Source organism: Limosilactobacillus sp., from assembly GCF_022482365.1.
GTDB lineage: Bacteria > Bacillota > Bacilli > Lactobacillales > Lactobacillaceae > Limosilactobacillus.
This window is the reverse complement of sequence record NZ_JAKVPE010000001.1, coordinates 2,030,591-2,051,636: the sequence shown is the minus strand read 5'-3', so window position 1 is coordinate 2,051,636 and position 21,046 is coordinate 2,030,591. Positions and strand designations below refer to the sequence as shown.

Here is a 21,046-nt window from a genome sequence, read left to right as displayed (position 1 = left end):
TCTCTCTCTTTCCTTAATTCATCTTACTTTGATTGATCATACCAGGGAACCGTCCCCCGTCGCCGCCGCACGATCATTAAGACCAGGGCACCGGCAAAGAACACCAGTGACAGCAGCTGGGAAACCCGGATGACGCTGCCCAGCATCAGGCTGTCGGTCCGCATTCCCTCAATAAAGAAGCGGCCAAAGGCATACCACATCACGTAGGATAAGAAGACCTCCCCACGCAAGAAGAAGTGGTGCCGGTGCCGCAAAAGCATCAAGATGGCAAAGCCCGCCAGGTCCCAGAGCGATTCGTAGAGAAAGGTTGGCACCCGGTAATGACCACCGATGTACATCTGGGCGATGATCCAATTCGGGATGTGCTGGGCCACTAGGGCGGCTCTGGTCGTAATCACACCAAAGGCCTCCTGGTTCATGAAATTGCCCCAGCGACCGATCCCCTGGGCCAGGATAACCGTTGGCGCGATCACGTCCAGCATTGTCCACATCGACAGGTGCCGGGCGCGACAGAAGAAGTAGAGGACGGCAAAGCCCCCGAGAATCGACCCGTAGATGGCGATCCCCCCGTCCCAGATGGCGATGATCTCGCCGGGATGGGCGGCATAATACGGCCACTGGAAGGTGACGTAGTAGAGCCGGGCACAGATGATGGCAATCGGCAAAGCCCAGAGCAGATAATCATAGAAATAGTCTTCGGGAATCCCCTGGCGCTTGCCCTCGCGAACGGACAGCCAGAGGGCCAGGACCACCCCGGTCGCAATGATGACCCCGTACCAGTGAATCGTGAAGGGACCAAATTGAAGGGCGATTGGGTTAAGCGCCGCTGTTAGCCTGGTTCCCATTACTTCTGAACCCTCTTGCTATCGCGGGCCGAGTTCTCCTTGATCAGCTTGTTCAGGTTGCGGTCGAAGGTTTCCGTGGCGTCGTAGCCCATCGTTTCGGCCCGGTAGTTCATCGCGGCCGATTCAATGATGATCGCCAGGTTCCGCCCGGTTTTAACTGGGACTGACACCTTCGGGATGATGACCCCCTGAATGGTCTGGGTATCGCCCCGGTCGCCGAGCCGGTCAAACTTGGCGTCCGGCGTCCAGGTCTCCAGGTGAACGATCAGATTGATGTTGTCATCCGGCATGATCGCCCCGGTCCCGTAAAGGGTGGAAACGTCGATGATTCCGATTCCCCGAATTTCCATCAGGTGCTTTAGGATCGCCGGCGCCGTCCCGATCAGGGTCTGTTCGTCCCGGGCGTAGACTTCGACCCGGTCATCGGCAACCAGCCGGTGTCCCCGCCGGACCAGTTCCAGGGCGGTTTCACTCTTACCGACCCCAGAGTCACCGGTGATCAGAACCCCAACCCCGTTGATGTCGACGAGGACCCCGTGCATTGATTTCCGTGGTGCCAGACGGCCCAGCAGGTAGGAGGTCATGTTCGACAGGATCTGTGACGAGGTCAGGTGGGTTCCCAGAATCGGGATGTTGGCATTAGCGGCCGCCGTCTTCAGTTCCGGCGGGATCGGCAGGTTCGTTGAGATGACGAAGCACGGCGTCTGGGGCGTGCACATCTTCGTCATGTACTTCTCCATCTTCTCGTGGGTCAGGTCCTTGGAGAAGGAGGTTTCGGTGATCCCCAGCAGCTGGATCCGCAGGGCTGGATAGTGCTTGAAGTAACCGGCAAATTCCAGGGCTGGCCGGGAGATGTCACTGGTGGTGATCGGCCGGTCGAGGTATTCCTTGCCCTGGAGGACCTTTAAGCGGACCTGGTCAACTAATTCTTGAACGGTAACGTGGTTTGGCACGATGCTTCACTCCTTTTAATAATGATTTTCTTGGTGATCAGTGATAATGGTGTTGCAGATCGACATGATGATGGCAATCAGCATGGCACTCCAAAACGAGGAGAAGTGAAAGAAGTCCGCACCAATAAATGCCGACGTCAACATCAGCATCGCCCCGTTAATCACGATGCTGAAGAGCCCGAGGGTCAAGACGTTGATCGGCAGGGAAAGAATCACCAGGATTGGCTTGACCAAGACGTTTAAGATGGCCAAGACAAAGCTGGCCAGCAGCGCAATCCAGGCGCTGCTGATGTAGAACATCCCCGTTCCGGCAAAGAGGCCGGCCAGGGCAATGAACAAAATGGTATCAATTAATACTCTTTTCCAAAATCCCATTATGATCGCCCATTTCTTTTAATGTCTTTTTCTTCTACGTCGGTCAGTTGCCGCCGGGACCGGGAATGGTCATCCGAATCAGTCATCTTCTTGTTCAGGTCGTTGAAAGCCTGGAAGAAGCCCATGATGCCGGGATGCTCCGGGTCAGGCGGCATAATGATCAGCAGGATTAGGTAGACGATCACCCCCGGCATACCGGCGGTCAGGATCGTCAGGATCACGTAGATCACCCGCAAAAAATTCGGTGAAACATGGAGATATTTACCGAGTCCGCCAAAGACGCCACCTAGAATACGGTCGGACGCCGAGCGGGTCAGCCGACGTTTGCGATTTTCGCGCATAAACACCACTCCTTGTTAATTTAATCTTACTTGCTTTTCCAACTAACCGCAATCTTCTTTATTGCGGGTTCTTTTGGCTTAATTTCCACTGCAGGTAGGCATTGATGAAAGGATCGAGGTCACCATCCATCACCGCCTGGACATCGTGAGTCTCGTAACCGCTCCGGTTATCCTTGACCATCGTGTAGGGGTGGAAGACGTAGGAGCGAATCTGGGAGCCCCAGCCGATCTCCAGCTGTTCCCCTTCGATCTCGGCCCGTTTCTTGGCCTTTTTTTCCTCCTCCAATTCGTACAGCTTCGACTTCAGCATGTTCATCGCGGTCACCCGGTTCTGCAGCTGGGAACGTTCGGCCTGCGAGGAGGTCACGATCCCGGTTGGCAGGTGGGTAATCCGGACGGCCGATTCGGTCTTGTTAATGTGCTGACCACCGGCCCCGCTGGAACGGAAGGTGTCGACCCGGAGATCGGACGGGTCAATCTTGATGTCAACGCTCTCGTCCAATTCGGGCATGACGTCGACCGAGGCAAAGGAGGTGTGCCGCCGAGCAGCCGCGTCAAATGGCGAGATCCGGACGAGCCGGTGAACCCCCTTTTCGCTGCGCAGGTAGCCAAAGGCGTTGTGTCCCTTAATCAGGAGGGTCACGCTCTTGATGCCGGCCTCGTCCCCGGCCTCATAGCTGGCAGTTTCGACGGTAAAGCCGTGCTGCTCGCCCCAGCGAACGTACATCCGCAAAAGCATCGATCCCCAATCCTGGGCTTCGGTCCCCCCGGCACCGGGGTGGATTTCCAAGATGGCGTTCTTGGAGTCGTACTCCCCGTCCAGCAGCTGGCTGAGCCGGTACTGCTCCAGGTCCTTCTTCGTCTGGGCAAAGCTGGTATCAAATTCTTGCTGCAGGTCCGGGTCAGGCTCCAGTTCGAGAAGCTCGATATTGGTCTGCAGGTTGGCAATCTGGTCGCGCAGGTGGACAAAGGTATCGCGCTTGTCCTTGAGCGCGTTATTTTCACCGATGACCTTCTGAGCCGCTTCGTTATCGTTCCAGAAGTCCGGCTGGGCCATCTTCTGCTCGTTTTCCGCGATGCTCTCGTCTAAGGCATCAAGGTCAAAGAGACCTCCCGAAGCGGGCAACTTCTTGTTGCATTGCTTCTACTTGTTTTTTTGCTTCACTTAATTCCACAACAAAACCTCCACATACAAACATACGGCAGCGGTACCGCCATGGGTTACCTTACTGCCGTACCTAAAATCTAGTAGTAGTCAATCATATTGAATTTTACCGGGTCACGTTCTGACGAATCTCGGACTTCATGAAGAGCCGGGTCGTCTCGTACTCGATGTCGGCAATCATCTGCTCGAACATGTGGTAGCCGGCCGTCTGGTATTCAACCAGCGGGTTCAACTGACCATAGCCCCGCAGACCGACAGACTGCCGGAACTGGTCCATCACGTCGATGTGGTCGGTCCAGTGGGAGTCAACCACCCGCAGGAGCACGACCTTCTCGAATTCCAGCATCTGGGCTGGATCATAGAGCTGACGCTGCTTGTCCTTGTAGACGCCCTTGGCAAAGCCCATCAGGTAGTCCACCATTTCTTCCTTGGTCTTGCCCTTCAAATCGTTGACCGTGATGGTATTCGGCTTGACCAGGACCTCTTCAGCAAAGTCGACGATCCCCTTGAGATCCCATTCCTTTTCGTCACCCAGGGTGTGCTGCTCGACTTCCCGTTCGATTGTCCGCTTAAAGATTGGCATCAGAACCCACTTTAAAGACTTGTCCTCGGTGATGATCTGCTGACGTTCCTTGTAGATGATCTCACGCTGTTCACGCATCACGTCATCGTACTGGAGGACGTTCTTCCGTGAGTCGTAGTTGTTCCCTTCAACCCGCTTCTGGGCGGATTCCACCTGGCGCGTCAGGAAGCGACTCTTGATCACGGCATCCTCGTCGTCAACCTTCATCCGTTGCAGGAAGTTCTTGATCCGGTCACCACCGAACCGCTTCATCAGGTCATCTTCCAGTGACAGGTAGAACTGGGACAGGCCCGGGTCACCCTGCCGACCGGAACGACCACGCAGCTGGTTATCAATCCGCCGCGATTCGTGCCGTTCGGTCCCAATGACGGCCAGACCACCGAGTTCACGAACGCCGGGGCCGAGCTTGATGTCGGTCCCCCGCCCGGCCATGTTGGTGGCGATCGTAACGGCACCACGCTGACCGGCGTTCTTGATGATGTCGGCTTCCTTGGCGTGGTTCTTGGCGTTCAAGACCACGTGCGGAATGTGTTCCTTATCCAGCAAATGCGACAGGTATTCCGAGGTCTCAACGGCCACGGTCCCGACCAGGATCGGTTGGCCCTTTTCGTGGAGCTTCTTGATCCGGCGAACAACGGCCGCAAACTTGCTCTTCAACGTTGGGTAGAGCAGATCCGGTTCGTCCTTTCGAATAACCGGCTTGTTGGTTGGAATCGTGATCGTCTCCATGTTGTAAATTTCACGGAATTCTTCCTGTTCGGTCTTGGCGGTCCCGGTCATCCCGGCCAGCTTGTTGTACATCCGGAAGAGGTTCTGGTAGGTGATGTTGGCCATCGTCTTGTTTTCTTCCTGGATCTCAACGCCTTCCTTGGCTTCGATCGCCTGGTGGAGGCCGTCAGAGAACCGCCGTCCCTGCATGACCCGTCCGGTAAAGGAGTCAACGATCAGGACTTCGCCGTCAGAAACCACGTAGTCCTTGTCCCGGTACATGATGTAGTTGGCCCGCAGCGCCTGGTCAAGGTGGTGGGTCAGCGGCGTGTTCTCGGGATCATAGAGATTCTTCAGGTTGAAGTACTTCTCGGCCTTTTGGATTCCCTCGTCGGTCAGGGAAACGGTCTTGGACTCCAGGTCGACCTTGTAGTCCACCTCGTTCTTCAGCTGCTTAACGAACCGGTCCGTCTGCTTGTAGAGCTTCGAGGTTCCCGTCCCTGGTCCGGAAATGATCAGTGGCGTCCGGGCTTCGTCGATTAAGATCGAGTCCACCTCGTCGACGATTGCGTAGTTCAATCCCCGCTGAACCTGGTCTTCCTTGTAGACGGCCATGTTGTCACGCAGGTAGTCGAACCCGATTTCACTGTTGGTTGAGTACATGATGTCGGCCTTGTAGGCTTCCCGCTTCTGGTCGGGGCTCATCTCGGAGTTGTTGATGCCGACGCTGCAGCCCAGCCAGTTGTAAAGCTGACCCATCTCGACGGCATCACGCTTGGACAGGTACTCGTTGACGGTGATAACGTGAACCCCCTTGCCGGAGAGCGCGTTCAGGTACACCGGCATGGTGGCGGTCAGGGTCTTCCCTTCACCGGTTTTCATTTCGGCGATGTTCCCCTCGTGCAGGACAATCCCACCCATGATCTGGACATGGAATGGGTACAGACCCAGCACCCGCTTGGCACCTTCCCGGGCAACCGCAAAGGCTTCCGGCAACATGTGATCGAGTGATTCACCCTTCTGGTAGCGCTGGCGGAACTCTGGCGTCTTTGCCTTCAGCTGGTCGTCAGTCATTGCCGCCATGGTCTTGGCATAGGCTTCAACTTTATCAGCGATTTTATCAATCCGCCGCAGTTCACGACGGTCGCTTTCAATCCATTTTTTTAAAATGTTGGCCATAAAAGCGTCCTTCCTAATTCATTAGCTCGAGCTAAGAACGATTAAAAAAGTGCTACTCAAGCCAATTATATTTTTAATCTAACTTATGTATTTTACCACGTTCACCAGGCTTTGAAAACCAAACTGATCAAGGGAAAAACGAAAAGGGATCACGGCAAAATACTTGCCGTAATCCCCTTTTGAAACGCTCGTTAGCGTCCGTTTATTCTGCTTCGATCAGGCCGTAGCGACCGTCCTTACGACGGTAAACAATACTCGTGCCGTTGGTCTCAGCATCTTGGAAGACGAAGAAGTCGTGTCCCAGCATGTCCATCTGCAGGACTGCTTCTTCGGGATCCATTGGCTTCAAGGAAACTTGCTTGGTCCGAACGATCTTCAAATCGTCAGTACTGGTACTATCGTCATCGCTCGGAACGAATTCAACGTTCTTAAAGCCCTTTTCACGGGACTTCCGATTAACCTTGGTCTTGTACTTCCGGATTTGACGTTCAAGCTTATCGGTAACCAGGTCCACACTGCCGTACATGTCGTTGGAGGTCTCTTCGGCCCGCAGCGTCAGGTATGGAAGTGGAATCGTTACTTCAACCTTGTAGGTCCGGTTTGGGTATACCTTTAAGTTCACGTGGGCGTTAGCTTCGACGCTATCTTCAAAGAACTTTTGAAGCTTGCTGATCCGCTTGACTACGTAGTCACGGATTGAGTCAGTAACTTCGACATTTTCACCACGAATATTGAACTTTAACATCAGACATCTCTCCTTTCAGTCCAAGCAATCGCTTGATCTGATATCAGAAGGACCACTCTTCTCATATCCTAATTCCATTATAGTGTAGTTCTGATCAATTAACAAACCGTTTTCAGAATCATTTAACCTTCCTTAACGTGCCAAAGATAGGCTGCAGACCTCGCTTCCACCAGCCGCATGGATCAGGCTGGCAGCATGGTAGAGGGTTCGCCCCGTCGTATAGACGTCGTCAACCAGCAGGACCCGCTTCCCCCGAACCGCTGCCGGATTGGCCAGCTGAAACGGCTGGGGCGTGTGCAGCCGTTGCTGACGGGTCTTGTGTGACTGGGCAACCTTATCACCGGCGCGGTGCACGAGCAGCCCTACTTCCTTTTCCATTCCCAGTAGACCCAGCACCTGGTTGAAGCCCCGCGTCGCCATGGTGGTGGTCGTCACCGGGATCGGGATCACTAAGTCGGCGCCCGCTTCTCGCACATGCCGGAAAAACTCGTTTTGAAAGACCCGGCGGAGGTGGTAGTCCCCCTGGAACTTGTAGCGACGCATGAAATCACGCATCGCTTCGTTGTACGTATAGAGGGCCGTGTGGTGCAGGTGCCAGCCATAGTGCTGATGCCAACGCTGGCATTCCGGGCAAAGGCGGCCGGCACTCTTGGGGCGACCACAGCCCGGGCAGGCCGTACAAGGGTCGATGTGTACGAACTGCTTGCTGCACCGTTGGCAAACGAGTGGTGGTTGAATCGGCCGCAGCAGCACCAGGTCGGGAATCGTGAGGCGGTAGGTGAGCGGAGCGTTGCAAAGCAGGCAATTCATCGCTGCAGGGCCTGGCCCTTCCGGTTCATGAAGTGAATCTGGCGGACCGCCTCCCGCACCTGCCGGCAGGGGCAGCCGAGCCAGAAGACGACCTTACCCTCGGGCCGGCTGCTCGCTCGACCGGCCCGACCGGCGATCTGTACCAGGGCCGAGGAGGAAAAGACCGGATCATCGGCTCCCAACACGAAGACGTCGATCTCCGGAAAGGTCACGCCCCGCTCCATGATTGTGGTGGTCACCAAAAAATCGTATCGGCCGTCCCGCATCCCCTGGACCTTCTCTAGGCGCTCGGGATCCGCGGCGTGCACCGTCGTAAAGATCCGTCGTTCAAAGCCGGCCTCCTCCAGCGCCGTCGCGATCCCGGGTAAGTCGCGAACGTGTGGCACAAAGAACAGGAAGCGGTGCCCGGCCGCGAGCGTTCGGCGCAGCTCCGCAACCAGGCTGGCTGGCAAACGCTTTTGGCCCAGCTCCCGACGCCAGCGGGGCGTCAGGCGCAACCGAATCTCCGGCAGCAGGTGGCCGTGGTAGCGCAGCGGCAGGTAGCTGACCATCAGCTCTTTTCTACGGACCTGGCGCAGCAGCGATGGGCCCGGCGTCGCGGTCAGATAAAGGCAGCCACCCGTCTTCTTCACCGCTTGTCCGGTCACGTACAGCAGGGCCGCATTGGCCGCATAGGGAAAGGCGTCGACCTCGTCAATGATCAGGTTGTCAAAAGCCCGGTAGAAGCGCAGGAGCTGGTGGGTCGTGCAGACTGTCAGCTGAGCATAGCGGTAGGGCAGCTCTTGGCGGCCGTGCAGCAGGACCATCGTCGTGTTGGCAAAGGCCGCTTGCAGGCGCGGGTAAAGCTCCAGGCAAACGTCGACCCGGGGCGAGGCCACCGCCAAGCGCTCACCCCGGCGCAGGGCCGCCGCGATTCCCTGAAACATCATCTCGGTCTTGCCGGCCCCGGTCACCGCCCAGAGCAGCTGGTGCTGGTGGTTGCGCATCCCCGATGCAACCCGCTTGGCGGCCCCCTGCTGCAGGGGCGATAAGTGGCCCTGCCAGGTTAGCACCGGTTCCTTGACCACAAATTGATTTGGCTCCGGAACATGATAAAATTTATTTAGCGTGGCCACCCGGCCCAGGTTAATGCAGCGCGGGCAATAGAATTCACCGTTGGGCAGTGCCGCGACCTTCTTCGCCGTTCTTTGCCCACAGCGTTGGCAATATATCTCGTGACGGCCCAGCTCGATGGTCTCCAGGACCTGGACCGGCGCCGGTGGTCGTTTTCCCTGCCATTCTGGCCGGTCGATTATGACCCGGCGGCCGTAATACTCTGTTAATTTCATTTTCATCCCCCCTACTTAATAAGTACGGGAAATTTTCAATTTTTAACGAAAGAAGTTTTTTCATGCCAGAACCATTCCTTACCATTGCCAAGAACACCGCCTTTGAGATGGTGATCAAAAAGTCACGGTTCATCTGCCAGCTCGGTCGCATCAACAGCGAGCAGGAGGCCCAGGATTTCATCGCCCAGGTACAGCGGGACAATCGCAAGGCCAATCATAACTGTTATGCCTACCTGGTCGGTGACCACGACCAGATTCAGCGGGAAAGTGACAACGGCGAGCCCAGCGGAACGGCCGGGGTGCCAATCCTCGAGTCGCTCCAGCTGGCGAAACTGCACAATGTCGTGGCCGTCGTCACCCGGTACTTCGGTGGCATCAAGCTCGGCGCCGGTGGCCTGATCCGGGCCTACAGCAACGTCACCACCAACGCTGTCCACCAGGCGGGGTTGGTCCAGCGGGTCATCCAGACTTCCGTGGCGATCACCGCCTCCTACGCCCAGCACGACCAGCTGCTCTACTTTCTGAAGGAAAAGCAGATCACGGTCGCCGACGAACAGTACGGGGTCAACGTCGTGGTCACCATCTTCGTCGACCAGGACGCCTGCGACCAGTTGATTGCCGATTTGACGACCCGCTTCAACGACCAGCTGACAATCAAAAAAGGGCAGCCCCGCAATCACGAGGTGCCCTATGCCGCCCAGTCCTAAGCCAAGAGGACTTCGGCAATATCTAAAATAACGAGAAAGGCCAGAATGCCGCTCAGCCAGCCCAGGATCACCCGCGTGTGGTGGTCGTGGGCTTTTAGTTTCTCCTGATTGAAGCCGACGTAGGACGCCAGCATCAAGACGCAGCCGATGATCCCAAAGACACCGGAGTGAAAGCCCCGGTTATCGATCGAGTAACTGGCCGTGAAGATCAGGCCGAGGGCGAAGAGGCCGCCGAATAGCAACTGTTTTTTGTTCATGTGCTTCTCCAAAAAATCGGTGCCGACAGAATGTCGAAGCACCGATTTGTTTTTTACTCATGCAGGTGGTAATTGTAGCTTGAGACGATGATGTTCTCCCGCGAGTTCAGCACCGCCCGCAGCCGGACGCTGGTCTGGTTGTGCAGGATTAACTGCCACGGGTGCTTCGGGATAAACTGCGGAACCAGGACGGTCGTCGAGTAGTTCCGTGCCTCGGCCCGCTTGGCAATCACGTCCACGAACCGCAACGTCGGCTTGGCGATTGACCGGTAGGACGAGTGGATGTCGACAAACCGAACATCCGGGTACTCGGCCTTGAATTCGTTGGCCGTCTTGTGTTCCTTCCCCGGATTCTCGTCGAAGGAAACGTGCATGGCGATGACGTAATCACCGATTGACCGCGCGTAGTTGATCGCACCCCGGGTCACCCGGGTCACGTTGCCGACCAGGACGATCACGGTCGAGCCGTCGTAATCGTGCAGCTGCACCTTGGTCTTCTCGGCCACCCGTAATTGTGCGGCCACCTTGGTGTAGTGCGAGTGAATCGCGTAGAAGATCCACAGCAGGACCGGCATGATGATCAGGTACGGCCAAACGTTGACGAAGTGCTGCCAAAACAGGCAGATGACCAGGACCAGGGAAATCAAGGCTCCGACCAGGTTGATGAAGGCCTTACCCAGCCAGAAGCCCTGGCGTTCACGGAACCAGTGAATGATCATTCCGGACTGGGACAGCGTGAACGGCACGAAAACCCCGACCGCGTACAGCGGAATCAGGTTGTTGGTCTGACCATGGAAGATCAGGATCAAGATGATGGCACCGACCGCCAGTGAGATGATCCCGTTGGAATAGCCCAGCCGATCACCACGGTCCATGAAGGCGTGCGGCATGTACTTATCCTTGGCCATGTTGAAGGCCAGGATTGGGAAGGCGGAGAACCCGGTGTTGGCGGCAACCGCCAGGATCATGGCCGTTGCCAGCTGAAGCAGGTAAAAACCAACCCCATGACCGCCAAAGATCTGGGCCCCATCTGCGATAGCACCGTTGTCCGGGAGTTTGGAATAATTCCCAGGTAGAAGCTGAAGAAGATGATGGCACTGAAGAAGGTCGCCAAAATCAAGCTCATGATCGCCAGGGTCGTGGCCGCGTTCTTTTCCTTGGGTTTGTTAAAGTTCGGCACCGCGTTGCTGACGGCTTCCACCCCGGTCAGGGATGAAGAACCGGCAGAAAAGGCCCGAATGAAGAGGACCAGTGACATGCCCTTAACCGGCGTCCCATAGTCCACGACCGCGTGGTAGTGAATGTTACCGGTGGCGACGTTGTAGAAACCCCAGATAATCATGATCGTGATCATCACGACGAAGAAGTAGACCGGGACCGTCAAGAAGTTGGCACTCTCGCTCATCCCCCGCAGATTCATGAACATGATCAACAGAACGATAATGATGGCAATCGGTATGGAGAACCGGTAAAGCGCTGGGACGGCGGAGGTGATCGCCTCCACCCCAGAGGTTGTTGAAACCGCCACGGTCAGCATGTAGTCGACCAGAAGCGACCCCCCGGCAAAAAGTCCCCCGGTGCTCCCCCAGTTGCGGGTGGCAACGACATAGGCACCCCCACCACTGGGGTAAGCGTGAATAATCTGTTGATACGATAGCGTGATCGCCAGCAAGAGGATCAGGACGATCGCCGCAATTGGAATCGAGTACCAGATAGCGGCGGCCGACAGGGTTACCAGGACGGTGGTAATCTGCTCAGGACCATAGGCGACTGACGAGATGGCGTCGGACGACAGCATCGCTAACGCCTTGAATTTTGTTAAGTGGGTTTGACCCTCATCCAGGGTCTTCAGTGGCTTCCCAATTAACACGCGTTTTAGATAACGCCACATATCATTTTCTCCCTCCCAACTTAGCTGAATTTTAATCAGTCTGTGGAAATTTTGTTAACTTGATCGTTACCCCGATTGGATAACTGAACAATATTATAATTTATTCACCGGCATTGCAACAAGCAATCTGCGACTTTTTTCACCGATTAGGACAAATTAGGCCTAAAGTTTGACCCGCGCATTGACTTCTTCGGCGATCGGGTCCATCTCCGGCAGGTGACTGTGAACACCCCACCAGTAGAAGCCGAGCGAGCAGATGATAATGAGCACAAAATCCCACGGGTACTGGATCCAGTCACGGCCACCAAAGCCTGTGCTGCCGGCATAGGAGACCAGCGAGATGAAGACCATGTAGGCGATCAGCCAGGCAGAGCTCTTCAGCTGCTGGCCCCACTTGGAGTGCTGGTAGCGTACCTCATAGTAAAGGTAGATCGGCAGGCCGAGGGCGATCACCACAATCACCTGAATGGTCGTCGGCCACATCGTCCAGTAGATCGCCAGGCTGGCGAGGACAAAGGCAACCGGGGCCAGCCAGGACATGTAGTGTGGGGCAAAGGGCCGTTTCAGATCGGGCCGCATCCGGCGCAGGGCCGTAACGGTGACCGGGCCGGTCAGGTAGGCGATCAGGGTCGATCCAGTAATGACCGTCGCTAGCAGGCTCCAGTTCCGGAAGGTGTTGACCAGGATCACGGCCAGAATGAAGTCGGTCACCATGGCGAAACGGGGAATCATGTAGCGCCGGGCCAGGCGTCCCAACCACTGTGGCAGGTGCTTGGTGTGGGTCATTGCCGCCAGGGCCCGGGAGGCCGTCGCCACGAAGGCCACCCCGGTTCCGAACGGCGAGACAAAGGCGTCCATGTAGAGCAGGATGGCCAGCCAGTTCATCCCCAGCAGGATGGCAATGTCGGCAAAGGGCGAGGTGAAGTTCACCCCGTGCCAGCCGTTTTTGGCCAGCAGTGCCGGGTCCACCGCCCCGATGAAGGCCACCTGGAGCATGATGTAGATCACCGCGGTGATAATCATCGAGATCAGCACCCCGCGCACGATGTTTTTGCGGGGGTTCACCATCTCGCCACCCATGTTGATGATCGTCTGGAAGGCGTCGTAGGACATGATGATCCCGGAGACGGCCGCCGCTTCAAAGATCGACCGGCTGCCGTAAGGCATGAAGGTCGCCGCGCTGTGACCAAAGTTGCCCGGATGGAAGCCGCTGACCAACAGCATCACGATGGTCAGGGTCGGCAGAACAATCTTAAAGATCGAGATCAGGTTGGTGAAGCGGGTCATCAGTTTAACCGACCAGAAGTTGATTAAAGTGAAGATCAGCATGAAGAGCACAACCACCCACATTCCCTGGGCAGTCACGTTGCCGTGAGAGAGAAAGTGGTGGGTCCAGTTGGCCCAGGACCACGGCCAGGAACTCATGTACTGAACCGAGGCCACCGCTTCCATTGGCACCAGGGTGATGAGCGAAATCCAGTTGGCCCAGGCCGCAATAAAGCCGAGCAACTGACCGTGGCTGTACTGGGCGTAGCGGCTCATGCCCCCGCTCTCGGGAAACATCGCCCCCAGTTCAACGTAGGTAATTGCGATACTAATGATAATGACCGCCCCAAGGATCCAGGAAATGATGGCGGCAGGGCCGGCCACCTTGGCCGCGGTCCCGGCCCCGAATAGCCAGCCGGAGCCGATCAGTGAATTCAGCGCCAGCATGATCCCGGAAAAGAGGCTAATTTTGTGTACTTTTAGTTTTTCCATGTTAGTCCTTTCTGTACCGGTGATTGAAAATAATTGCAAAGTCTACTTTACCACACCCGCGGACCCGTGCGGTGCTGAAAAGGCTTTCCAAAATTTCCCCAGATAGATATTTCCCGGGAAATAAAAATAGCCGACGGGAAATTTCCCCATCGACTATTTTTACTTATTTGATTTTATGTAACGGCAGAGATTACATCATGCCGCCCATGCCGGCGCCGCCTTGTGGAGCAGCAGGGGCATTGTTCTTGTTGTCGTCAGGCTTGTCAGCAACAACGGCTTCCGTCGTCAGCAGCAGTGCGGAAACGGAGGCAGCGTTTTGCAGAGCGGAACGGGTAACCTTGGTTGGGTCAACGATTCCGGCTTCAACCATGTCTTCGAACTTGCCATCAGCAGCGTTGTAACCAATACCAGGCTTTTCGCTCTTCAGCTGGTTGATAATAACAGAGCCTTCAACACCGGCGTTTTCAGCGATTTGACGAACTGGAGCTTCCAGGGCGTCCTTAACGATGTTAACACCAGTTGCTTCGTCACCGGTGGCTTCAACCTTGTCCAGGGCAGGCAGAACGTTTACCAGTGCCGTACCACCACCAGGAACGAAACCTTCTTGGACGGCAGCCCGGGTAGCGTTCAGGGCGTCTTCGATCCGGTACTTCTTTTCCTTCATTTCAGTTTCGGTAGCAGCACCGACCCGAACAACGGCAACCCCACCAGAGAGCTTTGCCAGCCGTTCTTGGAGCTTGTCCTTATCAAAGTCAGAGGTCGTCTTGGAGATGGCCTGCTTGATTTGGTCAACCCGTTCAGCAATGGCTTCCTTGGCACCGGCACCGTCAACGATCGTGGTAGCGTCCTTGGTAACCGTAACCTTGTTGGCTTGACCTAATTGATCAACGGTAGCGTCCTTCAGGTTCATGCCCAGGTCGTCGGAAATAACGGTCCCGCCGGTCAGAACGGCAATGTCCTGGAGTTGAGCCTTCCGCCGGTCACCGAAGCCAGGAGCCTTAACGGCAACCACGTTGAAGGTTCCACGAATCTTGTTCAAAACAAGGGTTGGCAGAGCTTCACCGGTGATGTCATCGGCAATGATCAAGAGAGCACGGCCTTCCTGAACAACGCTTTGCAGCAGTGGCAGGATGTCCTGGATGTTGGAGATTTTCTTGTCCGTGATCAGGATGTATGGGTTGTCGAGGTCGGCTTCCATCTTGTCGTTGTCCGTAACCATGTATTGAGACATGTAACCACGGTCGAAGCTCATCCCTTCAACAACGTCAACGCTGGTGTCAACACCACGAGAATCTTCCAGGGTGATTACCCCGTCGTTACCAACCTTTTCCATGGCGTCGGCAATCAGCTTACCAACTTCCTTATTGTCAGCAGAGATGGAGGCAATCTGGGCGATGTCATCCTTAGTCTTAACGTCGTGTGACATCTTCTTCAAAGCTTCAACGGCTGCCCGGGTCGCCTTGTCGATCCCACGGCGAATGCCAACTGGGTTAGCACCGGCAGTCACGTTCTTCATCCCGGCGTTAACAATTGCCTGGGTCAGAACGGTAGCAGTCGTGGTCCCGTCACCGGCAATGTCGTTAGTCTTGGAAGCAACTTCGCTCACGAGCTTAGCACCCATATTTTCGAAGTGGTTTTCCAATTCAATGCTCTTGGCAATCGTCACACCGTCGTTAGTGATGGTTGGGTTGCCGTAGCTTTGTTCCAGGACAACGTTACGCCCCTTAGGACCCATCGTCGTCTTAACCGTGTTAGCTAATTTGTCAACACCGCGGAGCATTTCGTTCCGTGCGTCTTCAGCAAACTTAATTTCCTTTGCCATTTATTGTCACCTCATCGAATCGATAATTATTTTTAAGCTTTAGTTTCCTAATCAACGTGGTTCGAACTAGTCGAGCACTGCGACTAAGTCCTTTTCGTGAACGACCAGGTACTTCTCACCGTCGTATTCCACTTCGTTGCCGGCGTACTTGTCAAAGAGTACCCGATCGCCTTCCTTAACAGCTGGAGCAAGCTTTTGTCCGTTGTCTAAGGTCCGACCTTCACCAACGGCAATAACCTTTCCAGTAGTTGGCTTTTCCTTGACGTTGGATGCCAGGACAATTCCACCAACCGTCTTTTCTTCTTCAGTTTCAGCTTTTAGAACAACGCGGTCTCCTAATGGTTTTAACACGTTAATCCCTCCATCTTGTTAAATTTAATTTTGTCACTTTAGCACTCACTGTGCTTAAGTGCTAACCACAGTTATTACTATAACATCTTTTGTCCGAATTGCAATAAAAAAGTTTGACCAAATTTGACTATTTTTTAACCAACGAAAAAACGCCCCGTCAGCACTAGGCTTTCGGGACGTTGATCAATTCTTATTTGTTGTCTTCGGAATAGTTCTTAATAAAGTAGATCAGGGTCTGCAGCTCGTTGGTCAGGTCAATGTTTTGCACCTGAACGTTCTTCGGCACGGACAGGCGGACCGGAGTAAAGTTTAAGATCCCCTTGACCCCGGCTTCAACCAGCTGGTCGGTGACCTTCTGAGCCTTGTCACCCGGCACCGTCAGGATCACAACGTCAATCTGCTGTTCCTTTAACTGGGTCATCATTTCCTCGGCCGGGTAGATCGGAATCCCGCTCTTGACCGTGTTAGCCATCTCCGGCTTGGTGTCAAAGGCGGCACTGATCCGCAGGTTGGTGTCCTGGTGGAAGTTGTAGTTTAATAAGGCACTCCCCAGGCTCCCGACCCCGACTAAGGCCACGCTGACCAGGGAGTCCTGATGCAGGATGCCCTTGAAGAACTTGAGCAGGCTGGCCACGTCGTAACCATAGCCCCGCTTCCCCAACTCACCAAAGTAGGAAAAGTCCCGCCGGATCGTGGCCGAGTCGACCTGAACGGCCTCAGACAGTTCCGTCGAAGAAACCCGCTGTTTGTTGGCACTCATCAGAACGGTGAGGTAACGGTAGTAGATTGGCAGCCGGCGGGCAGTTGCACGTGGTATTTTCTTAGTTGGCATAATTATCCCCCTATCATTGATCGTTTACTCTTAACTCTCACGCTTATTGTTGAGCAAATTGCCAGCTCGATTTGAGAACTTTGTGAAATTCACATCACAATACATTCTAGCAACCTTCGGCGGTTTTGTGAACCGATCCACAATAAAAAGTGCATTTTTTATAAATTTCTTGAAATCTGTTAGAATAGATAAGAATTTATTACATCCATATTAATGAGGTTTCTTCAATGATACTATTACAAGCCAATGACGTCATGCGCCGTTTTGGGGCCGACGTTTTATTTCACAATATCAACATGCAGATCCAGGATCACGGCCGGACCGCCCTGGTTGGCCGCAACGGTGCCGGGAAGACCACCCTGCTGAAGATGATTGCCGGCATCACTACCCCCGACGAAGGCACGATCAGCAAGGTCCGCGACCTGACGATCGGCTACCTGGCCCAGGACCAGGGGCTCGACAGCCAAAACAATATCTGGGCCGAGCTCGACCTGGTTTTCGCACCCCTCCACGCCATGGAGGACGAGATTCACCAACTTGAAACCGAACTTGCGGACATTGACCCTGCCGACGAGCGCTACCAGCAGGTGATGAACAAGTACGATCGCCTGCAGAGCGACTACAAGAAGCGCGGTGGCTTTGAGTATGAATCTCGGATGCGGGGAATCCTGAAGGGCTTTGGCTTCGGCGAGGAGTACTACGACACGCCGGTCGACGCCCTGTCCGGGGGACAAAAGACGAAGCTGGCCCTGGCTAAGATTCTCCTCCAAGCCCCCCAGCTGTTAATCTTGGACGAACCGACCAACCACCTCGACATGAATGTTTTGGCCTGGCTGGAAGACTATTTGAAGAGCTACCAGGGCGCCCTGCTGGTGGTTTCCCACGACCGGTACTTCCTCGACCACGTTGTTTCCGACGTTTACGATCTCGATAACCGAACTCTGCTTCACTACACCGGCAACTACACCCAGTTCGTCGCCCACAAGCAGGAACGCCTGAAGGCCGAATGGAAGCACTACGATCAGCAGCAGAAAAAGATCGCCAAGCTGGAAGACTTTGTCAACCGCAACATCGTCCGGGCCTCGACGACCAAGCGGGCCCAGGCACGGCGCAAGCAGCTGGAAAAGATGGACCGGCTCGACCGGCCCGAAACCGACGACCAATCGATCCACTTTCATTTCCACAGTGACAAGGACAGCGGCAACGAGGTCCTCGACGTGGAAAACGCCAAGGTCGGCTACGATGAGCAGGTCCTGGCCGGGCCACTCTCCTTCACCGTCCGCAAGCCGCAGCGGATCGGGATCATCGGCCCCAACGGGATTGGGAAGTCGACCCTTTTGAAGTCGATCCTGCACCAGATCCCGTTGATCAGCGGGACGGTCAAGTTCGGGGCCAACCTGGACATCGGTTACTACGACCAGGAACAGCAGCAGCTCCATCCCGATAAGACGGTGCTCGATGAGGTCTGGGACGAGCATCCCGAGGTCCCGGAAAAAGACATCCGCTCCCTGCTCGGCAGCTTCCTCTTCGTCGGTGATGACGTCTACAAGGTCGTCCACGAGCTCTCCGGGGGTGAAAAGGCCCGGCTGGAGCTGACCAAGCTCTCCTTCAAGCCGATCAACTTCCTGATCCTCGATGAACCGACCAACCACCTGGACATCGACAGCCGCGAGGTCCTCGAAAACGCCATCAACGAGTTCACCGGAACGGTCCTCTTCGTCTCCCACGACCGGTACTTCATTAACCAGGTGGCCACCGACGTGCTGGACATGCGCAAGGACGGCATCACCCACTACGAAGGTGACTACGACGACTACCTGGCCGAACAGGCAAAGCGGGCCGCAACCGTTGCAGCCGGACAGCAGGATAATCCGGCAGGCTCAACGCCGGCTAGCCAGCCTTCCAAGGGCAAACAATCCTACCAACAGAGCAAGGAAACTCAGAAGGCCCGGCGCAAGTTGCAGCGCCAGGTCGACAAGCTCGAGGCCGAGATGACCGACCTGGAGGCCAAGCAGGAGGAAATCCAAGAAAAGATGAGCCAGCCGGAAATTGCCACCGATATCGGCAAACTAACCGACCTGCAAAAGGAGCTCGACGCCGCCAAGGAAAAGTCGGACGAGGTTGAATTGGCCTGGACCGAGGCCGCCGAAAAGCTTGAGGAATTCGACCAAGAAAATCAATAGTAAAGTCTATAAAAGGGACCAAGCAAGTCAAATTGCTTGGTCCCTTTTATACTTTATTTTCTAAACTTCCGGGTGTTTTCCGCGAGGTGGACCAGGTTACGCAGGAAGTCGTGCGTGCTGGCCTCGTAATTGTACTTCTTGCCGAGATCGTAAATGTAGCCGTTGATGTAATCAACCTCGGTTGCCCGGCCCTTAGACATATCCTGGTACATCGACGGGTAGTGCAGCGGGTTGGTGACGGAGCTGACGTACTTGATCGTCTGCCATTCTTCCTCCCGGGTGGACAGCAGCTGGATGCCCGCCCGCTCGGCCACGTCGAAGGCCTCGTTGATCAGCTGCTTGCCGAGCTTTTCGGCACCATCATAGTCGATGAACTGACCCATCTGGATTTCAAAGAGGGTGCAGATCGTGTTGATCACCGAGTTGAAGACCACCTTGGTAAGCAGGGTGCCGTAGAAGTTGTCGTTTAAGTGCGGATTGATGTTGGCCGTGGTGAAGTCGGCGACGATCTCCTTGACCCGCGCGTCCGGTTCGCCAACCTGGGGTGCCAGGTTGATCGAGCCTGCGCCGGATTTCCCGATGAAGTCGACATCCCCCGCCTTATTCAGGACGGTCCCAATCAGGCAGGTCCCGGCAACAACGTGTTCCTTTGGGAAGTAGCGGTTTAATTTTTCGATGTGCCCCATCCCGTTCATGCCGGAGAAAACGTACTGGTGGTCCGGATGGAAGAAGTGGGCACTGCGGGTCAGCAGGTCATCTAAGGTCATCTGCTTGGCAAAGACAATGAAGACGTCGGGATCACCATCATAGTCCTCGGGCGAATAAATGTTGATCGGGACCAGGTGGCGGCCCTCGTGATCACGGGAAACGTATACCCCGCCCTGCTTTTGAATCGTTTCTACCTGGGGTGCCCAGTTATCAACAAAGTCCACCTTGGCACCCGCCAGTTCCTGGAGCAGAACCCCGAAGCGCAGTCCCATGGCACCGGCACCTAATACAGTATATTTCAAAGTCATTCTCATTTCCCCCTCTTAGTCAAACAAGTGCAGTTTAGCAACCCGGTCCACGGCTTCCTTTAGCCGTTCTGGTTCAATCAGCAGGCCGATCCGAACGTAGCCCTCACCGTGCTCACCGAAGCCGTTGCCCGGCGCCACGGCCACGCCCGCCTTATCCAGCAGCAGGTCGGCAAACTGTTCGCTGGTGTAGCCCTTCGGCACCGGCATCCAGGCGTAGAAGGTCCCCTGTGGATTGAAGGCGTGCCAGCCGATCTTCTCGGCCGCGCCCACGAAGGCGTTCCGCCGCGTCTCGTAACGGGCAACGATCTTGGCGATTTCTTCGTCCCGCTCCGGCGCGGTCAGGGCATCGATGGCCGCCTTTTGCAGCGCCGGGAAGAGGCTGACGAAGAGGTGGTCCTGGATCAGGTTCAGTGCCCCGATGATGTCGGAATTGCCGACCGCAAAGGCGATCCGCCAGCCGGCCATGTTGAAGGTCTTGGAGTAGGTGTAGAATTCGATCCCGACCTCCTTGGCCCCCGGCGTCTGCATGAAGCTGCGCGGCTGCTGGCCATCGAAGCCGATCGCCCCGTAGGCAAAGTCGGAGATGATGCCGACGTGGTACTTCTTGGCCCAGGCAACCAGGTGCTCATAGAACTCCGCCGTCGCCACCGCACCGGTCGGGTTGTTCGGGTAGTTCAGGTAGAAGAACTTTGCCTTCTTGGCCGTCTCTTCCGGAATGGCATCCAGGTCCGGCAGGAAGTCGTTTTCCTCCAGGAGCGGCACCGTCTCGAAGTTGACCTCGCCCAGGGCCGCGCCGGAGAAGTAGTCCGGGTAGCCGGGATCCGGCAGAAGGTAGGTATCGCCGGGGTTCATCAGCGCCCAGGGCAGTTCAACCAGGCCAATCTTGGACCCGCCGAGGATGGCGACTTCGGAGTTCGGGTCAATGTCGGCGCCGTACTTTTCATGGTAAAACTTGGCCGCGGCCTTCTTGAATTCCGGCAGGCCTTGGAACGGGGAGTACTTGTGGCAGGCCGGGTCGGCCACCCACTTCTGGGTGCTTTGGACGATGTAGTCCGGCGTCGGCTTGTCCGGGTTCCCCTGGCCGAGGTTGATCACGTCGACCCCGGCGTTCACCTTGGCATTGACCTTAGCGACCAGGTTGGCAAAGAATTGTTTCGGTAAGTGATTGAGTAAGTCTGACTGTTCAAATTTCATAAT

Annotated in this window: 18 protein-coding genes and 1 pseudogene; 2 read left to right on the top strand and 17 right to left on the bottom strand. The window is 55.6% G+C overall.

Features of this window, described 5'->3' with window-relative positions; all coding sequences use genetic code 11:
- Positions 1-23: 23 nt before the first annotated feature.
- From lgt to LKE23_RS09620, 9 genes are all read right to left on the bottom strand, one after another.
- Entirely contained in the window at positions 24-845 is an 822-nt protein-coding gene (gene lgt, locus LKE23_RS09660) for a prolipoprotein diacylglyceryl transferase (protein ID WP_291977139.1), read from the bottom strand.
- Entirely contained in the window at positions 845-1,798 is a 954-nt protein-coding gene (gene hprK / locus LKE23_RS09655; RefSeq protein WP_291977138.1) for an HPr(Ser) kinase/phosphatase, read from the bottom strand. Before hprK ends, lgt begins: the two co-directional genes overlap by 1 nt.
- A gap of 15 nt (positions 1,799-1,813) precedes the next feature.
- Positions 1,814-2,173 (bottom strand): phage holin family protein, encoded by a 360-nt coding sequence (locus tag LKE23_RS09650; RefSeq protein ID WP_291977137.1) that lies wholly within the window; start codon positions 2,171-2,173, stop codon positions 1,814-1,816.
- Positions 2,173-2,514: a PspC domain-containing protein gene (locus tag LKE23_RS09645; protein WP_291977136.1), complete on the bottom strand. Its 342-nt coding sequence runs from the start codon at positions 2,512-2,514 to the stop codon at positions 2,173-2,175. The genes LKE23_RS09650 and LKE23_RS09645 overlap by 1 nt, the downstream gene beginning before the upstream one ends.
- A gap of 58 nt (positions 2,515-2,572) precedes the next feature.
- A protein-coding gene (gene prfB / locus LKE23_RS09640) for a peptide chain release factor 2 (RefSeq protein ID WP_434737599.1) occupies positions 2,573-3,689 on the bottom strand; the annotation gives its coding sequence in 2 pieces (ribosomal slippage) (positions 2,573-3,616 and positions 3,618-3,689; 1,116 coding nt in all).
- A gap of 96 nt (positions 3,690-3,785) precedes the next feature.
- Positions 3,786-6,149, bottom strand: a complete 2,364-nt coding sequence (gene secA, locus LKE23_RS09635) for a preprotein translocase subunit SecA (RefSeq protein WP_291977134.1) — start codon at positions 6,147-6,149, stop codon at positions 3,786-3,788.
- Between the two features lie 202 nt (positions 6,150-6,351).
- Positions 6,352-6,894 (bottom strand): ribosome hibernation-promoting factor, HPF/YfiA family, encoded by a 543-nt coding sequence (gene hpf, locus LKE23_RS09630; RefSeq protein WP_291977133.1) that lies wholly within the window; start codon positions 6,892-6,894, stop codon positions 6,352-6,354.
- A 132-nt stretch (positions 6,895-7,026) separates the two neighbouring features.
- On the bottom strand, positions 7,027-7,704 hold the full coding sequence (locus LKE23_RS09625) for a ComF family protein (RefSeq protein ID WP_291977132.1): 678 nt from the start codon (positions 7,702-7,704) through the stop codon (positions 7,027-7,029).
- Positions 7,701-9,032 carry a DEAD/DEAH box helicase gene (locus LKE23_RS09620; RefSeq protein ID WP_291977131.1) on the bottom strand — a complete coding sequence of 444 codons (1,332 nt, stop codon included), beginning with the start codon at positions 9,030-9,032 and terminating at the stop codon, positions 7,701-7,703. The genes LKE23_RS09625 and LKE23_RS09620 overlap by 4 nt, the downstream gene beginning before the upstream one ends.
- A gap of 62 nt (positions 9,033-9,094) precedes the next feature.
- Here LKE23_RS09620 and LKE23_RS09615 point away from each other — a divergent pair, with 62 nt between their 5' ends.
- Positions 9,095-9,739, top strand: coding sequence for a YigZ family protein (locus LKE23_RS09615; RefSeq protein ID WP_291977130.1), 645 nt, complete (start codon positions 9,095-9,097; stop codon positions 9,737-9,739).
- Here LKE23_RS09615 and LKE23_RS09610 read toward each other — a convergent pair.
- From LKE23_RS09610 to LKE23_RS09585, 6 genes and pseudogenes are all read right to left on the bottom strand, one after another.
- The gene (locus LKE23_RS09610) at positions 9,736-9,996 is read right to left on the bottom strand and encodes a hypothetical protein (protein WP_291977129.1); all 261 of its coding nucleotides are present in this window, start codon (positions 9,994-9,996) and stop codon (positions 9,736-9,738) included. The genes LKE23_RS09615 and LKE23_RS09610 overlap by 4 nt on opposite strands.
- 53 nt (positions 9,997-10,049) lie before the next feature.
- Positions 10,050-11,887 (bottom strand): annotated as a pseudogene (locus tag LKE23_RS09605) (APC family permease).
- A gap of 162 nt (positions 11,888-12,049) precedes the next feature.
- Positions 12,050-13,645 carry an APC family permease gene (locus tag LKE23_RS09600; protein WP_291977128.1) on the bottom strand — a complete coding sequence of 532 codons (1,596 nt, stop codon included), beginning with the start codon at positions 13,643-13,645 and terminating at the stop codon, positions 12,050-12,052.
- A gap of 190 nt (positions 13,646-13,835) precedes the next feature.
- Positions 13,836-15,467 carry a chaperonin GroEL gene (groL, locus tag LKE23_RS09595; RefSeq protein ID WP_291977127.1) on the bottom strand — a complete coding sequence of 544 codons (1,632 nt, stop codon included), beginning with the start codon at positions 15,465-15,467 and terminating at the stop codon, positions 13,836-13,838.
- Positions 15,468-15,533: 66 nt separating this feature from the next.
- Positions 15,534-15,818, bottom strand: coding sequence for a co-chaperone GroES (groES, locus tag LKE23_RS09590; RefSeq protein ID WP_047769278.1), 285 nt, complete (start codon positions 15,816-15,818; stop codon positions 15,534-15,536).
- Positions 15,819-16,008: 190 nt separating this feature from the next.
- The gene (locus tag LKE23_RS09585) at positions 16,009-16,650 is read right to left on the bottom strand and encodes a redox-sensing transcriptional repressor Rex (protein WP_291977126.1); all 642 of its coding nucleotides are present in this window, start codon (positions 16,648-16,650) and stop codon (positions 16,009-16,011) included.
- A gap of 227 nt (positions 16,651-16,877) precedes the next feature.
- On the opposite strand from LKE23_RS09585, the gene LKE23_RS09580 reads away from it, so the two are divergent.
- Positions 16,878-18,833: an ABC-F family ATP-binding cassette domain-containing protein gene (locus LKE23_RS09580; protein ID WP_291977125.1), complete on the top strand. Its 1,956-nt coding sequence runs from the start codon at positions 16,878-16,880 to the stop codon at positions 18,831-18,833.
- Between the two features lie 53 nt (positions 18,834-18,886).
- Here the strand turns inward: LKE23_RS09580 and LKE23_RS09575 are convergent, their stop codons facing one another.
- Positions 18,887-19,849 (bottom strand): ketopantoate reductase family protein, encoded by a 963-nt coding sequence (locus LKE23_RS09575; RefSeq protein WP_291977124.1) that lies wholly within the window; start codon positions 19,847-19,849, stop codon positions 18,887-18,889.
- A gap of 15 nt (positions 19,850-19,864) precedes the next feature.
- A complete protein-coding gene (locus LKE23_RS09570; RefSeq protein WP_291977122.1) occupies positions 19,865-21,043 on the bottom strand; it encodes a pyridoxal phosphate-dependent aminotransferase in 1,179 nt (392 codons plus the stop codon).
- Positions 21,044-21,046: the final 3 nt, after the last annotated feature.

What these genes read in the sequence shown, in the direction of transcription:
- lgt (WP_291977139.1), bottom strand. Translation starts at nt 845, where the DNA reads ATGGGAACCAGGCTAACAGCGGCGCTTAACCCAATCGCCCTTCAATTT.
- LKE23_RS09650 (WP_291977137.1), bottom strand. Translation starts at nt 2,173, where the DNA reads ATGGGATTTTGGAAAAGAGTATTAATTGATACCATTTTGTTCATTGCC.
- LKE23_RS09645 (WP_291977136.1), bottom strand. Translation starts at nt 2,514, where the DNA reads ATGCGCGAAAATCGCAAACGTCGGCTGACCCGCTCGGCGTCCGACCGT.
- secA (WP_291977134.1), bottom strand. Translation starts at nt 6,149, where the DNA reads ATGGCCAACATTTTAAAAAAATGGATTGAAAGCGACCGTCGTGAACTG.
- hpf (WP_291977133.1), bottom strand. Translation starts at nt 6,894, where the DNA reads ATGTTAAAGTTCAATATTCGTGGTGAAAATGTCGAAGTTACTGACTCA.
- LKE23_RS09625 (WP_291977132.1), bottom strand. Translation starts at nt 7,704, where the DNA reads ATGAATTGCCTGCTTTGCAACGCTCCGCTCACCTACCGCCTCACGATT.
- LKE23_RS09620 (WP_291977131.1), bottom strand. Translation starts at nt 9,032, where the DNA reads ATGAAATTAACAGAGTATTACGGCCGCCGGGTCATAATCGACCGGCCA.
- LKE23_RS09615 (WP_291977130.1), top strand. Translation starts at nt 9,095, where the DNA reads ATGCCAGAACCATTCCTTACCATTGCCAAGAACACCGCCTTTGAGATG.
- LKE23_RS09610 (WP_291977129.1), bottom strand. Translation starts at nt 9,996, where the DNA reads ATGAACAAAAAACAGTTGCTATTCGGCGGCCTCTTCGCCCTCGGCCTG.
- LKE23_RS09600 (WP_291977128.1), bottom strand. Translation starts at nt 13,645, where the DNA reads ATGGAAAAACTAAAAGTACACAAAATTAGCCTCTTTTCCGGGATCATG.
- groL (WP_291977127.1), bottom strand. Translation starts at nt 15,467, where the DNA reads ATGGCAAAGGAAATTAAGTTTGCTGAAGACGCACGGAACGAAATGCTC.
- LKE23_RS09585 (WP_291977126.1), bottom strand. Translation starts at nt 16,650, where the DNA reads ATGCCAACTAAGAAAATACCACGTGCAACTGCCCGCCGGCTGCCAATC.
- LKE23_RS09580 (WP_291977125.1), top strand. Translation starts at nt 16,878, where the DNA reads ATGATACTATTACAAGCCAATGACGTCATGCGCCGTTTTGGGGCCGAC.
- LKE23_RS09575 (WP_291977124.1), bottom strand. Translation starts at nt 19,849, where the DNA reads ATGACTTTGAAATATACTGTATTAGGTGCCGGTGCCATGGGACTGCGC.
- LKE23_RS09570 (WP_291977122.1), bottom strand. Translation starts at nt 21,043, where the DNA reads ATGAAATTTGAACAGTCAGACTTACTCAATCACTTACCGAAACAATTC.